13 protein-coding genes are annotated in these 12,957 nt (G+C 63.8%); 5 read left to right on the top strand and 8 right to left on the bottom strand.

Annotated elements, in window-relative coordinates; translation table 11 throughout:
• Window positions 1–174 precede the first annotated feature (174 nt).
• Window positions 175–663 (top strand): zinc ribbon-containing protein, encoded by a 489-nt coding sequence (locus C3418_RS02045; RefSeq protein ID WP_029314098.1) that lies wholly within the window; start codon window positions 175–177, stop codon window positions 661–663.
• 85 nt (window positions 664–748) lie between these two features.
• On the opposite strand, the gene lnt is transcribed toward C3418_RS02045, so the two are convergent.
• The 5 genes from lnt to miaB all read right to left on the bottom strand — a co-directional run bounded on the left by lnt (window position 749) and on the right by miaB (window position 6,439).
• Complete coding sequence (gene lnt / locus C3418_RS02040) at window positions 749–2,278, bottom strand: apolipoprotein N-acyltransferase (protein WP_010673768.1); 1,530 nt, start codon at window positions 2,276–2,278, stop codon at window positions 749–751.
• Between the two features lie 180 nt (window positions 2,279–2,458).
• Window positions 2,459–3,340 (bottom strand): CNNM family magnesium/cobalt transport protein CorC, encoded by an 882-nt coding sequence (gene corC / locus C3418_RS02035; protein WP_010673769.1) that lies wholly within the window; start codon window positions 3,338–3,340, stop codon window positions 2,459–2,461.
• A 95-nt stretch (window positions 3,341–3,435) separates the two neighbouring features.
• Complete coding sequence (gene ybeY / locus C3418_RS02030) at window positions 3,436–3,900, bottom strand: rRNA maturation RNase YbeY (RefSeq protein WP_010673770.1); 465 nt, start codon at window positions 3,898–3,900, stop codon at window positions 3,436–3,438.
• Window positions 3,897–4,955 carry a PhoH family protein gene (locus C3418_RS02025; protein ID WP_010673771.1) on the bottom strand — a complete coding sequence of 353 codons (1,059 nt, stop codon included), beginning with the start codon at window positions 4,953–4,955 and terminating at the stop codon, window positions 3,897–3,899. Before C3418_RS02025 ends, ybeY begins: the two co-directional genes overlap by 4 nt.
• A 50-nt stretch (window positions 4,956–5,005) precedes the next feature.
• Window positions 5,006–6,439 (bottom strand): tRNA (N6-isopentenyl adenosine(37)-C2)-methylthiotransferase MiaB, encoded by a 1,434-nt coding sequence (gene miaB / locus C3418_RS02020; RefSeq protein ID WP_010673772.1) that lies wholly within the window; start codon window positions 6,437–6,439, stop codon window positions 5,006–5,008.
• Between the two features lie 224 nt (window positions 6,440–6,663).
• On the opposite strand from miaB, the gene C3418_RS02015 reads away from it, so the two are divergent.
• Both C3418_RS02015 and C3418_RS02010 read left to right on the top strand, forming a co-directional pair.
• Complete coding sequence (locus tag C3418_RS02015) at window positions 6,664–7,827, top strand: FAD-dependent monooxygenase (protein WP_010673773.1); 1,164 nt, start codon at window positions 6,664–6,666, stop codon at window positions 7,825–7,827.
• A 139-nt stretch (window positions 7,828–7,966) separates the two neighbouring features.
• Complete coding sequence (locus C3418_RS02010) at window positions 7,967–8,542, top strand: cysteine hydrolase family protein (protein WP_010673774.1); 576 nt, start codon at window positions 7,967–7,969, stop codon at window positions 8,540–8,542.
• 36 nt (window positions 8,543–8,578) lie between these two features.
• Here the strand turns inward: C3418_RS02010 and C3418_RS02005 are convergent, their stop codons facing one another.
• Window positions 8,579–9,460, bottom strand: coding sequence for a LysR family transcriptional regulator (locus C3418_RS02005; RefSeq protein WP_029314101.1), 882 nt, complete (start codon window positions 9,458–9,460; stop codon window positions 8,579–8,581).
• A gap of 114 nt (window positions 9,461–9,574) precedes the next feature.
• Here C3418_RS02005 and C3418_RS02000 point away from each other — a divergent pair, with 114 nt between their 5' ends.
• Together C3418_RS02000 and C3418_RS01995 are read left to right on the top strand one after the other, a co-directional pair.
• Window positions 9,575–9,799 carry a hypothetical protein gene (locus C3418_RS02000; RefSeq protein WP_010673776.1) on the top strand — a complete coding sequence of 75 codons (225 nt, stop codon included), beginning with the start codon at window positions 9,575–9,577 and terminating at the stop codon, window positions 9,797–9,799.
• On the top strand, window positions 9,796–10,467 hold the full coding sequence (locus tag C3418_RS01995; protein ID WP_010673777.1) for an HAD-IA family hydrolase: 672 nt from the start codon (window positions 9,796–9,798) through the stop codon (window positions 10,465–10,467). The genes C3418_RS02000 and C3418_RS01995 overlap by 4 nt, the downstream gene beginning before the upstream one ends.
• A gap of 21 nt (window positions 10,468–10,488) precedes the next feature.
• Here C3418_RS01995 and C3418_RS01990 read toward each other — a convergent pair whose 3' ends face one another.
• Window positions 10,489–11,949: a GGDEF domain-containing protein gene (locus C3418_RS01990; RefSeq protein WP_069784696.1), complete on the bottom strand. Its 1,461-nt coding sequence runs from the start codon at window positions 11,947–11,949 to the stop codon at window positions 10,489–10,491.
• 105 nt (window positions 11,950–12,054) lie between these two features.
• Window positions 12,055–12,657 (bottom strand): nitroreductase family protein, encoded by a 603-nt coding sequence (locus tag C3418_RS01985; RefSeq protein WP_010673779.1) that lies wholly within the window; start codon window positions 12,655–12,657, stop codon window positions 12,055–12,057.
• Window positions 12,658–12,957 lie beyond the last annotated feature (300 nt).

Here is a 12,957-nt window from a genome sequence, read left to right as displayed (position 1 = left end):
CTGCGGCGGCAACAACCGCCAGCATCCGCCCGGTCTCGGGCCAGGTCCGGTACCCGCGAGGATTTGCAGAGCCGCAAGAGTCGCAACGAAGTGAGAATGGCAACCGCCGCCCGTATCCGCCGAGCCCGAGGTCAGGGTCTGGCTCGATCGGGATTCAGCAGAGGAGTGATGGCCATGGACAAACGTCGACAAGGGTATGAAGCCTTTATCGCCCAGCTCAAGAAGCAGTGGGAAGAGACGGAAGCGTTTCAGGGAGAGCACCTCAACCGGATGATCGCCAAGGTGCAGGCCTATCTGGAGGCGGCCGGGGATCTGACCCAGGACGAGCTGGCGCTGATCGCCGAGTATGTGAAGCGGGATCTGGGCAACTATGACGAAGGGCGCAAGGATGAGCAGGTGGAGGAGTCCGCCTTCATGCTGGCGCTCAAGGACACCGCCTGGTCCTGGCTGGCGGACGTGACCGACCGTACCCAGGTGGAGTGGCAGGAGTTGGCGGACGAGCTGGAACACAAGGGGGTCTACCGGGCGGGGGACTGGGTGGGACTCGGGGTGCTGGTGTGCGATCACTGCGAGTGGCGCCATACCGTGCTGCACCCGGAGCAGCTTGACACCTGCCCGGAGTGTGGGGCCGATGAATATCATCGCGAGCCGCTGTCTCCTTGAGCCGCCAGACTGTGCCAAGCCATAAGCCAAACCATAAAAAGAGGCGCCCAAGGGCGCCTCTTTTGTTTATTGGCGTTGTGTGGTCTTAGCCCTTGCGCGCCCAGGGGTGGGCACGTGGGCGCAGCCACAGGGCCAGCCCCAGCAGGGCGGCGGCCAGGCCATACATGGGCCAGCTGCCAAAACGCAGATAGGGGGTCTGGCCGTGGGCGGGGCGTACCTCGGCACGCAATACTCCAGCCTCGAACTGCGGGATCTGGGCGATGATGCTGCCGTCTATCTCGGTGACGATGGTGATGCCGGTGTTGGTGTCGCGCAGCAGCGGGCGGGCCAGCTCGAGGGCGCGCATGCGGGCGATCTCCATGTGCTGCCAGGGGCCGATGCTGGTACCGAACCAGGCGTCGTTGGAGACGGTCAGCAGAAAGTCGGTATCCGACTGCACGTTGCGGCGCACCTCGTCCGGGAAGATGATCTCGTAACAGATGGCGGCGGCAAACTTGAGCCCCTTGGCGATCAGGTTTGGCTGCACCTCGTCCCCCCGGCTGAAGGAGGACATGGGCAGGTTGAAGAAGGGGGCGATGGGACGCAGCAGATCTTCAAAGGGCACGAACTCGCCGATGGGCAGCAGATGGTACTTGTAGTAGCGGTTCTTGTGCTCGTAGTAGTAGGACTCCTTGCCCTCAGCATCCTGTACCCCCATGCCGAGTACGGTATTGAAGAAGCGCTGCTGTTTCAGATCGTAATGGATGATCCCCGCCAGCAGGCCGGTGTCGTTCACCTTCATCGCCTTGTCCAGGCTCTCCAGATAGGTACCCATCTCCTTCTCGATGGCTGGGATGGCGGACTCCGGCCAGACGATGATGTCGGCATCCTGGTTCTCGCGGCTGAGATCCTGATACTTGCGCACGGTCGGCACCAGGGCCTCCGGATCCCACTTGAGGGACTGCTCGATGTTGCCCTGCACCAGCGCGACCTTGACCGGTTCACCCCGGGTCACCCAGTTGAGCTGCATCAGCCCCTGGGCGGCGCCCACCAGGGCGACGGGGAGCAGCAGCCAGGCCGGCTTGCGGTGTTGCCATACCAGCCAGAGGGCGGAGGCGGTGAGCAGCAGGGCGAGGGTGATGCCCTGCACCCCGAGAAGGGGAGCGAAGCCCTTGAGGGGGCCGTCTATCTGGGTGTAGCCGAACCAGAGCCAGGGGTAGCCTGTCATCACCCAGCCCCGCAGCCAGTCGGCCATCAGCCAGAGCGCCGGGAAGGCGAGCAGCCAGCGGCTCCAGTGGCGGCCGGCAAAGAAGCGGGCGAAGAGCCAGCAGGCCAGGGTCGGATAGAGGGAGAGATAGGCGCAGAGCCCGGCCAGCAGCACGAAGGCGGCTGGCAGCGGAATGCCGCCAAACTCCGTCATGCTGACGTGGATCCACCACTGCCCGGGCAGGAACAGACCCATGGCGTAGCCGAAGCCGCGCCAGGCTGCCTGTTTGGGGGTGGCCTTGTCCAGCAGGGCGTAAAGGCCGAGCAGGGAGGGGATCACCAGGGGCCAGTAGCCGAAAGGGGAGAAGGCCAGCACGGCGATGGCGCCGCTGGCAATGGCAAACAGGCTGGTCAGGAGTTTCGATTTCACGGGGGATCGGGGCTCGAATTGGACTGAATGGAAACACAATGGCCGACATCTTAACCGCAAACCGGGTCAACGGCGAGCCTCGCGGTCGGCGTGGGCCCAGGGGCGGTCGCGCGGCGGGAGAGAGGCAAAAAAAGCGCCCCTGACGAGAGGGGCGCGGGATGTGCGTGGGGTTGGGCGGGATCAGGACTCCGGCTGCGCCGCCGCATGATGCTCGGGGATCTTCACCTGCAACTGTTGCAGGCGACGGCGATCGGCGTGCATCACCTTGAACAGGTAGCCGTCGAGTTCGATCTCTTCACCCTTCTTGGGCAGGTGGCTGAAGGCGTGCATCACCAGACCGCCGACGGTGTCCACCTCTTCATCGCTGAACTGGGTGCCGAAGAAGTCGTTGAAGTCCTCGATCTCGGTCAGCGCGCTCACCGAGAAGACCCGCTTGCTGATGCGGCGGATCTCTTCCGGCTCGTCCTCGATGTCGTCGAACTCGTCGTCAATCTCGCCGACGATGAGCTCCAGAATGTCCTCAATGGTCACGAGACCAGAGACACCGCCAAATTCGTCCACCACGATGGCCATGTGGTAGCGCTCTTCCCGGAACTCCTTGAGCAGGCGATCGACCCGCTTGCTCTCCGGCACGATCACCGTGGGACGCAGGATCTTCTCCAGCTGGAGCGGTTCGCTGGCATGCTGGCCGCCAAAACCGAACGGCAGCAGATCCTTGGCCAGCAAGATGCCCTCCACGTGATCCTTGTCTTCGTTGATCACCGGGAAGCGGGAGTGGCCGGATTCGATGATGACTGGCAGGAACTCGTCCACCGGCTGGGACTTCTCGATGGTCACCATCTGGGAGCGGGGGATCATGATGTCACGCACGCGCAGCTCGGCAATTTCGAGCACGCCCTCGATCATGTCCTTGGTGTCCTGATCGATGAGGTCCCGCTCTTCGGCATCGGCGATGACCTCTACCAGATCGTTGCGGTCTTTTGGCTCGCCCTGGAAGAGTTGGCTGAGTTTGTCGAGCCAGGTTTTCTTCGGCGAGCCGGTACTAGGGTGATCGTCGGTCATTTTCTCTCTTGGTTACTCGTATGAACACACTTGAAATCGTTGTGGCTATATGAGGATGGGCATCGGCTGTTTCAAGACGATGACCATCCGGTTCGTTACTCTTCGTCGTTCAGATAAGGATCGGCGAAGCCCAGTTCCTGCATGATGTCGCGCTCGAGCTGCTCCATCTCCTCGGCTTCCTCGTCCTCGATATGGTCATAACCTAGCAGATGCAGACTGCCATGCACAACCATGTGAGCCCAGTGGGCCATCAGGGGCTTGCCCTGTTCGACGGCTTCGGCCTCGACCACCTGGCGGCAGATCACCAGATCCCCGAGCAGTGGCAGCTCGAGACCCGGTGGCGCCTCGAAGGGGAAGGAGAGCACGTTGGTGGGCTTGTCCTTGCCGCGATAGGTGTGGTTGAGCTCGCGGCTCTCCGCCTCGTCCACCAGGCGCACCGTCACCTCGGCCTCGGGCTGGAAGCCCAGAATGGTGCCGTCGAGCCAGCCTTGCAGCTGGGCCTCGGTCGGCAGGCCGTCCGTGCTGGCGCAGGCCAGTTGCAGATCCAGGGTCACGCTCATTGGGCACTCTCTTTGCTGGTGTTCTCGTTGCGGGGAGTGGCTGCGCTCTTCTCGGCCGCCTGCTGGGCATCGAATGCCTCGTAGGCCTGCACGATGCGGGCCACCACGGGATGGCGCACCACGTCCTTGGACTCGAAGAAGTTGAAGGAGAGACCATCGACCCCCTGCAACACCTCCAGGGCGTGGCGCAGACCGGATTTGGTGCTGCGAGGCAAGTCCACCTGGGTGATGTCGCCGGTCACCACCGCCTTGGAGTTGAAGCCGATGCGGGTCAGGAACATCTTCATCTGTTCCGTGGTGGTGTTCTGGGCCTCGTCCAGGATGATGAAGGCGTCGTTGAGGGTGCGGCCGCGCATGTAGGCAAGCGGCGCCACCTCGATGACGTTGCGCTCCATCAGCTTCTCCACCCGCTCGAAGCCCAGCATCTCGAACAGGGCGTCGTAGAGGGGGCGCAGGTAGGGGTCCACCTTCTGGGAAAGATCGCCGGGCAGAAAGCCGAGCTTCTCACCGGCTTCCACCGCCGGGCGGGTCAGCAGGATGCGGCGGATCTCCTGGCGCTCCAGGGCATCCACGGCGGCGGCCACGGCGAGATAGGTCTTGCCGGTCCCGGCGGGCCCGATGCCGAAGCTGATGTCGTGGCGCACGATATTGGCGATGTACTGGGCCTGGTTCGGGCTGCGGGGCTTGATGAGACCGCGCTTGGTCTTGACCGTGACCTCCTTGCCATACGGCAGGGAAGGGGCGGGTTCGTCGTCCTGCTCCAGCACGCGGGACTCCTGCACCGCCAAGTGCACCATCTCGGGGGTGATGTCGCTCACCTTGCTCCCCTTGAGGGGCTGGGTTTCCACATAGAGGTGCTTGAGGATGACGGCAGCCGCCTCCACCTGGGCCTGCTTGCCGATCACTTGGAAGTGGTTGTCCCGGTAGCTTATCTCGATGCCGAGACGGCGCTCCAGCTGCTTGAGGTTGTCGTCAAAGGGTCCGCACAGGCTGGCGAGGCGCTGGTTGTCGGCGGGTTCCAGATGCAGATTCAGGGTGGAGATGTGTCGGCTCAAGGTGTCCTCTTATCGGTTGTTCCCCCGCCAGGGGGCGGGGGAGAGAGTCATCAATGGGGTCTGAAGGCCGCAACGCCCAGATCATCGGGCACGTTGTCAGGACGACGGGCGAGGATCTCGCTCGGGGCCGTGGCGATGCGCAGGTTCATTTCGTCCTCGCCGCGGATGAAGCGGCCGCGCAGGGAGTAGGGGCGTACGTCGGTGATCTCCACGTCGGCGAAGCCGCCGATGAGGCGGTGCGGCCCCTCGAAGTTGACCACCCGGTTGTTCTCGGTGCGGCCACTGAGCTGCATGGGATCCATCTTGGAGGGCCCCTCCACCAGGATGCGCTGCACCGAGCCCAGCATGGCGCGGCCGATGAGCATGGACTGGTGATTGATGCGGTTTTGCAGTCGGGTCAGGCGGGCCTTCTTCACTTCCATGTCGACGTCATCGGGCAGGTCCGCGGCTGGGGTACCGGGGCGCGGGCTGTAGATGAAGCTGAAGCTCATGTCGAAGTTGATCTCCTCGATGAGTTTCATGGTGGCCTCGAAGTCTTCGTCCGTCTCGTTCGGGAAGCCGACGATGAAGTCGGAGCTCATGGTGATGTCGGGACGCACGGCGCGCAGGCGGCGGATCTTGGACTTGTACTCCAGCACGGTGTGCGGGCGCTTCATCATGGTCAGGATGCGATCCGAGCCGCTCTGGATGGGCAAGTGCAGGAAGCTGACCACCTCGGGGGTATCACGATAGACCTCGATGATGTCGTCGGTGAACTCGACCGGGTGGCTGGTGGTGTAGCGAATGCGGTCGATGCCGTCGATGGCAGCCACCAGGCGTAGCAGTTCGGCGAAGGTGCAGACCTCCCCGTCGAAGGTCGGCCCCCGGTAGGCGTTGACGTTCTGGCCGAGCAGGTTCACTTCGCGCACCCCTTGCTGGGCGAGCTGGGCGATTTCATAGAGCACGTCATCCAGCGGCCGGCTCACCTCCTCGCCACGGGTGTAGGGCACCACGCAGAAGGAGCAGTACTTGGAGCAGCCTTCCATGATGGAAACGAAGGCGGTCGCCCCCTCGGCACGGGGTTCGGGCAGGTTGTCGAACTTCTCGATCTCGGGGAAGGCGATGTCCACCTGGGCACCGCGCCCCTCCTGCACCTGCTTGATCATGGTCGGCAGGCGGTGCAGGGTCTGGGGTCCGAAGACGATGTCCACATAGGGCGCCCGGCTGCGCAGGTTCTCCCCTTCCTGGGAGGCGACGCAGCCGCCCACCCCGATCACCAGCCCCGGTTTTTTCGCCTTGAGCTTCTTCCAGCGACCGAGCTGGTGGAACACCTTCTCCTGGGCCTTCTCGCGGATGGAACAGGTGTTGAGCAGCAGCACATCTGCCTCTTCCGGCTCCTCGGTAAGCGTGTAGCCATTGCTGGCATCCAGCAGGTCCGCCATCTTGGACGAGTCGTACTCGTTCATCTGGCAGCCCCAGGTCTTGATATGAAGTTTCTTGCTCATTGCTTCTCGTGACTGGTTTTGAAATCGGCAGGGTCAAAGGACCGGCCATTTTACTCCGCAATCCCGGTGCTGACCAGTCTGGGGCCGCCCGTCGCCATCAGGGCCAGCTTGTCGTCGGCAATTGCGCATCCCTCTCACTGTTTCTGCCGCCTCCTTGCGTTATCATGCCCCATTCGGTTCGGCCCTTGCCCCTTATCGCGGGGACTCCTTGCAGGAATCAAGTTATGGAACAGTGTGATATCGCCATCGTCGGCGCCGGCATGGTGGGCGCCGCTACCGCCTGCCTGCTGGCGGCAGAGGGGCTCTCGGTACGGGTCATCGAGACCCGGTTGCCCGAGCCCTATGCCCCCGAGCAGTCGCTGGATCTGCGGGTTTCCGCCATCAGTCAGGCCTCGGTGGCGCTGCTGACCCGGGCCGGTGCCTGGCAATATCTGCAGCAGATGCGGCTGTGCCCCTATCGCCGGCTGGAGACCTGGGAGCTGGACGGCTTCGCTACCCGCTTCGACGCGGTGGATCTCGGGCTGCCCCAGCTCGGCTACATCATCGAAAACCGGCTGATCCAGCTCGCGCTGCTGAAAAGGATGGAGGATTTCCCGACCATCCAGACCCATACCCCGGCGGCGGTGACGAGTCTGCGCCAGAGTGCGGATGACGCCGTGCTGACCCTGGATGACGGCACCGAGCTGCAGGCGCGCTGGGTGCTGGCCTGCGATGGTGCCGAATCCCACACCCGGCGATTGGCCGGTATCGGGGTGTCGCGTTTCGAGTACCGCCAGCATTGCATGCTGATCAACATCGACACCGATTTTGCCCAGGAAGACATCACCTGGCAGCAGTTCACCCCGAGTGGCCCGCGCGCCTTCCTGCCGCTGCCGGGCCGCCATGGCTCTCTGGTCTGGTATGACAGCCCGGCCCGCATCCGGGCGCTGGCCGCCATGAGCAACGAGGCCCTGGCCGTCGAGGTGCGCCGCCACTTCCCGAGCCGCCTTGGCGGTTTCACCGTGACGGCCAAGGGGAGCTTCCCCCTGGTGCGCCGCCACGCCAACGACTATCACGCCGGGCGAGTGGTGCTGCTCGGGGATGCGGCCCACACCATCAACCCGCTGGCGGGACAGGGGGTGAACCTCGGTTTCAAGGACGTGGCCTGCTGGGCCGGGTTGCTCGGCAAGGCGGGGGCACAGTGGCACGAGCTGGCGCTGGCCGGGCGTTACGAGGGGCGACGCCGCCCTGACAATCTGCTGATGCAGTCGGGGATGGATCTCTTCTACGGGGTCTTCAGCAACGAGATAGGCCCCCTCAGGCTTGCCCGCAACCTGGCGCTGAATCTGGCGGACAAGGCGGGCCCCCTCAAGGAGATGGCGCTACGCTATGCGCTTGGGCTGGTATGAGGCAGTGCGTGGCACTGCCAGGTGCCAATCGGGTGGCATATCAATCCGTGTGATGGTGCCAGCCGGTTTTTTATATGGCCGCGAGGAGTGATCCTGGCGGCGCAGGGGCAAAACGGCCTCAGGCAAGGGGGAGAACACCATGAACAAGGCATTGCTGGTGATCGATTTCATCAACGACATCGCCCACCCGGACGGGCGCATTGCCGCCTCGGCGGCCCAGGTGCTCGAGCAGGACGCCATTGCGCACGCCAATCAGGCGCTGGCCCATGCCCGCGCTCACGGCTGGCTGGTGGTGCTCATCAAGGTGGGGTTTGACGAGGGCTATCTGCTGCATCCCAGGGGTTCCCCCATGTTTGGCCGTGCCCGGCAGTTCGGGGCCCTCTCCCTGGCGGACAGCGGCACCGACTTTCACCCGGAGCTCGATGTGCAACCCGGGGATCTGGTGCTGACCAAACCCAGGGTCAGCCCCTTCTACGGCACGGCGCTGGAGCCTGCGCTACGGGCCAATCGCATCGAGCATCTCTATGTGTGCGGCGTGAGCACCAGCTGGGCCATTCAGGGGGCGGTACGGGATGGCCACGATCGGGACTACGCCATCACCATCCTGGAGGATGCCTGCGCGGCGGCGGATGCCGCAGAACACCAGGCTTCCCTGCGCATGCTCGGTCGCATTGCCGAGATCATCAAGGTCGCGGAGCTGGCGGAACGGGACTGAGCCCGGCCATCCTCTCCTGCAGGTATCTCATGCACCTCATGCGGGCTCGGGGTGCGTCTCTCTCACCATGGCGAGGAAGCGATCCCGAATGGGATCGGCAAATTCCGGGTTCCACACCAGGCTGATTTCCCATTCCGACCAGGGGCCGGAGAGAGGGTAGAGGGTCACCTCCTTGCCCGCGATGAACCCCACGCTGCGCGGCAGGATGGCGTTGCCGATACCGGCGGCCACCAGGGCGACCAGGGTCTGGATGTCTTCCGCCTCCTGGATGAGACCGGTCAGCCGGTTGGCACCGAGGAAGCGAGCGATCTGCTGGCTGAGACCCGGGCAGCGATGGCCCACCATCTGCAGCAAGGGATCGCGGATCAGCGCCCGCTCCAGGTCGAAGTCCGGCCCTGCCACCTGGGTGGGGACGGCCAGGACCAGTCTGTCCGTCAGCAACCTGTGTTCCCTCAGTTGTGGCGCATCAGGCCGTCGCATGAAGCCCAGTTGCAGCCGACCCGCCAGCAAGTGCTCCTGCTGGATGGCGGAGGTGGTGTCCCGCAGGTGAACCAGCACGTCGGGGGCCTGCTGTTTGAAACGGGCCACCAGGGAGGGGGCCAGTGCGAAGCTGGAGAGCCCGAACCCGATATTGAGGCGTCCGGCGGCACCGCTTGCCAGCGCCAGGGCATGCCGCTCGAATCCCTTGCCGTGATCCACCAGAGCCTTGGCCTGGGGCAGCAACTGGAGGCCGATGGCTGTCAGCTCGGCCCCATGGCGGCCCCGGTTGAACAGGGTGCTGCCGAGGGCCTGCTCCAGCCCCTGGATCTGCTTGGTCAGGGCCGGTTGCGTCACAAAAAGCCGGCTGGCCGCCTCCCGGTAGTTGGCACTCTCGGCCAGCATGACGAAGGCCTGCAATTGTCTCAGGTCGAATCTCATTCCGTTTGGTTATCAAATGTGGCGATTTATTGATTATAAATTATCTAATCTCCTTGTTCTAATGGTCTCGAAACGGGCCTGCTTGCCCGCTGTTCAGCCACAAGGAGTCATGTCATGTCGAGCGAACGCTATCTGTTCTTGATCAAGGGGAGCCTGGTGATGGCTCAGCCGCTGGCCGCACCGGAGACCGGGGAGCTGCTGACCAGCCTGTTGCAGCAGGGGTTCGTCGTCGCCCCCTTGCCGGTGTGGGCCAGCAATGCGGAGCAGGCGCTCGCCTGTTACGAGGCCGCTGCCCAGCGGCAGGTCTTCGCCGATGCGCTGGCGGGGAGAGCCCTGTGAGCGCGGTGCGCGTGAGGGCCGAGGCCCTGCTGCTGGACATGGATGGGACCTTGGTCCACTCCACCGGCGACGTGGAAGTCGTGTGGCGGCGCTGGTGTCAGCACCATGGGCTGGATCCCGCTCCCGTGCTCGCCATGTGCCACGGCGTGCGCTCACGGGAGGTGATAGGGGCCCTGGCTCCCCAGCTGGACATGGCGGTGGAGGTGGCCCTGCTCGACGATCTGGAGATGGCATATGCTGCGGCGCCGATGCCCCTGGACGGTGCCCGGCGACTGCTCGAACAGCTGCCATCGACGCGCTGGGCGCTGGTGACCTCCGCAAGCCGGAGGGTGGCAGAGCACCGGCTGCTGCACGCCGGATTGCCGCTGCCCCGTCTCCTGGTGTGCGCCGGGGATGTGGTACGGGGCAAGCCGGATCCCGAGCCTTATTTGCTGGCTGCCAGCCGGTTGGGACTGGCTCCGGCCGATTGCCTGGTGTTCGAGGATGCGCCAGCGGGCATCGCCAGCGCCCTGCAGGCGGGTTGCCAGGTGGTGCAGATGGGGGGAACAAGGCGGTATGACGACAGGCTCAAGGGCTGGCTGCGGGACTGGCGCGGGATCGAGATCGAGGTGGCATCGGACGGGCTCCATCTTCATCTGCCCGCCCCGCAGCCGGCAGAGGCCGGATGATGACGACAAGAGCCACGCCATTCAGGTGCCGCAAGATTGCCCGACGCTGGGGGAAGCCTGCTCGGCCGAGTAGCGTTCCACCCGGTTGCGGCCATTGTGCTTGGCCAGATAGAGCGCCTGATCGGCGCGAGAGAGCAGCTCGTCCAGATTGAAGGGGCCCTCTCTCTGGGAGGCGATACCGATGCTGACCGTGATGCAGACGGCGGGCTCGGCTCCATTTTCTTCCCCTGGCTGCGCGACGATTTTTCGCAGCCGCTCGGCCACCGCCATGGCCTGCTCCTCGCTGAGGCCGGGCAAGATGGCCACGAATTCCTCTCCCCCCAGGCGACAGAAGAGGTCCCCCGGTCGAAGCTGGTCGCGCACCCGGGCCGCGAAGCCGCTCAACTGGTTGTCCCCCTCTTCGTGACCGTGCCGATCATTGATGCGTTTGAAATGATCGATGTCCAGCATGCAGACCGCCACAGGGTAGCGCTGCACCGTGAGGTGCTGGAGCAGTTCGTTGGCGGCCGACCAGAAGCCGGCCCGGTTCAGCGCACCGGTCAGGTGATCGTGGTGGGCCAGGTGTTTCATCTCCCGTAGCAGGCTGTTGCGGGCCGCCATGATGCTGGCGGCGGTCAGGGGGGTGAGAGCGATCAGCATGACCCCTATCCGGACGGAGAACATCCAGTACTGAGTCTGGACATCGTGATTGATGACGAGATGGCCGTTTGAGAGGGCGATCAGGATCAGAGTGCTGTAACTCAGGGTCAGCAGGCTGGTGGCGAAGACGGAGTAGGTGACTGCGCACCAGAGCAGTGCCGGTACCGGGAAGGCGATGGATCCCGGCCCCTCGATGAGCAGGGTGAGCAGCAGGGAGGCCACCAGGCTCAGCAACGGCATCAATCCGGCCCAGGAGAACTCGGTGCGATAGAGGAGGGTACACCAGGGGGGCACGCTGTCATGGGGAGGCAGTGTCAGGAGCACCGGCAGTATGGTCATGTAGTTCACCAGCTCGCTGGCAAACCAGAAGCCCAGCCCGTAGAGCGGGGAGCCCAGAGACAGGATGGGATTGATGATGGCGCCGACCACGCCGGCGGCGAGGGAGGCGGCCAGGGTGTTTCGCAGCAGGAGCACGAGGGAGGTGGGGCGCCTGAGGAGCTTGTCGGCAGGCGCGAGCCGATGCATCAGCAGATACCCGACGCCGATGCCGGCCAGGTTGCCGCAGGTCAGCAAGATGGTTTTGAACAGGGGCTCGCCGGTGAAGAGGGCGGCGAGAAAAAAGCCCAGTATGCCGCCGGCCCAGCCCGCCGGGGTGGCCAGGCGCGGATAGCGCACCATGCAGCCGAGCATGACCGCATTGGCAGGCCAGAAGGCCGCCAGCAGGTTGGGGGGGCGGGTGAAGATGCCGATCAGCGAGAACAGCAGTACCAGGGCGGCGACACACAACAGAGCGGACAAGGGCGTCAATGTGCATGAGGTACGTTGGCGTGCGATGTCCCCCATGGGGACCTCCTGACAAGAGAGGGTTTGCTCAGAGTATGGCTGGCACGTGACAAGGGTGAACGAGTGCGAGATGAAAACGCCCCCTGGTGGAGGGGGCGTGAAGGCTTACTTGAAGACCCGGAAACGCACGTCGTCGTCGATGAAGGTCTTGTCGCCGGCAGGTTGCTCTATGCTGCCAAAAGGCATCTGGGCACGAAGCAGCCAGCTGGCGGGCAGGTCCCACTCCTTGCGCACCGCATCGTCGATGAGCGGGTTGTAGTGTTGCAGGGAGGCGCCGATGCCCTCCTGGGCCAGGGTGGTCCAGACCGCGAACTGGGCGATCCCGGTGGCATGTTCGGACCAGATGGGGAAGTTGTCGGCATAGAGAGCGAATTTCTGCTGAAGATCCTCGATGACGGCGGTGTCTTCGAAGAAGAGCACGGTGCCAGCCCCGGCGCGGAAGCTGCCGTTGATCTTGGCTTCACTCTGGGGATAGGCCTCCGGCGGCACTATCTTCTTGAGCTCCGCCTTGACGATGTCCCACAGCTTGTGGTGCTGCTCGCCGAACAGGATGACGGCGCGGGAACTCTGGGAGTTGAACGAAGAGGGGCTGTGCTTGACGGCATCCTTGATGAGGGCGGTCAGCTGGGCCTCGGAGTGGGTCACCCTGTTGCCCAGGGCATAGATGGTACGACGTGCTTTGATCTGTTCGATAAACGGACTGCTCATAACATCTCCTTGGTTGATGAATCATCACCGCCAGCGTTGCCGACAAAGGTCATCTGGCTCCGATTTCTCGAGTCATCGACTATATCACCTTGCGGGCAATAAACCGTCAACGAGGAGTAATCCGTCATTCCGCACCTGATTTTGCTATTTTCAGTGCTTGACGGCGATCGGCAGTTCTGATCTATTACTCTCTTTTGCAGGTAGATCATCATGGCCGCACCCGCTATCTCGATCCGTAACCTCGATCACCTTGGTTTGGTCGCCGCACTCTGCCAGGAACTGGGCATTGCCCGCATGATC

The sequence above is a fragment of the Aeromonas sp. ASNIH8 genome (genome assembly GCF_002919855.1).
In the GTDB taxonomy this organism is placed as follows: Bacteria; Pseudomonadota; Gammaproteobacteria; order Enterobacterales; family Aeromonadaceae; genus Aeromonas; species Aeromonas caviae.
The sequence above is the reverse complement of the archived record's forward strand: the minus strand, read 5'-3'. Positions and strand labels throughout refer to the sequence as shown.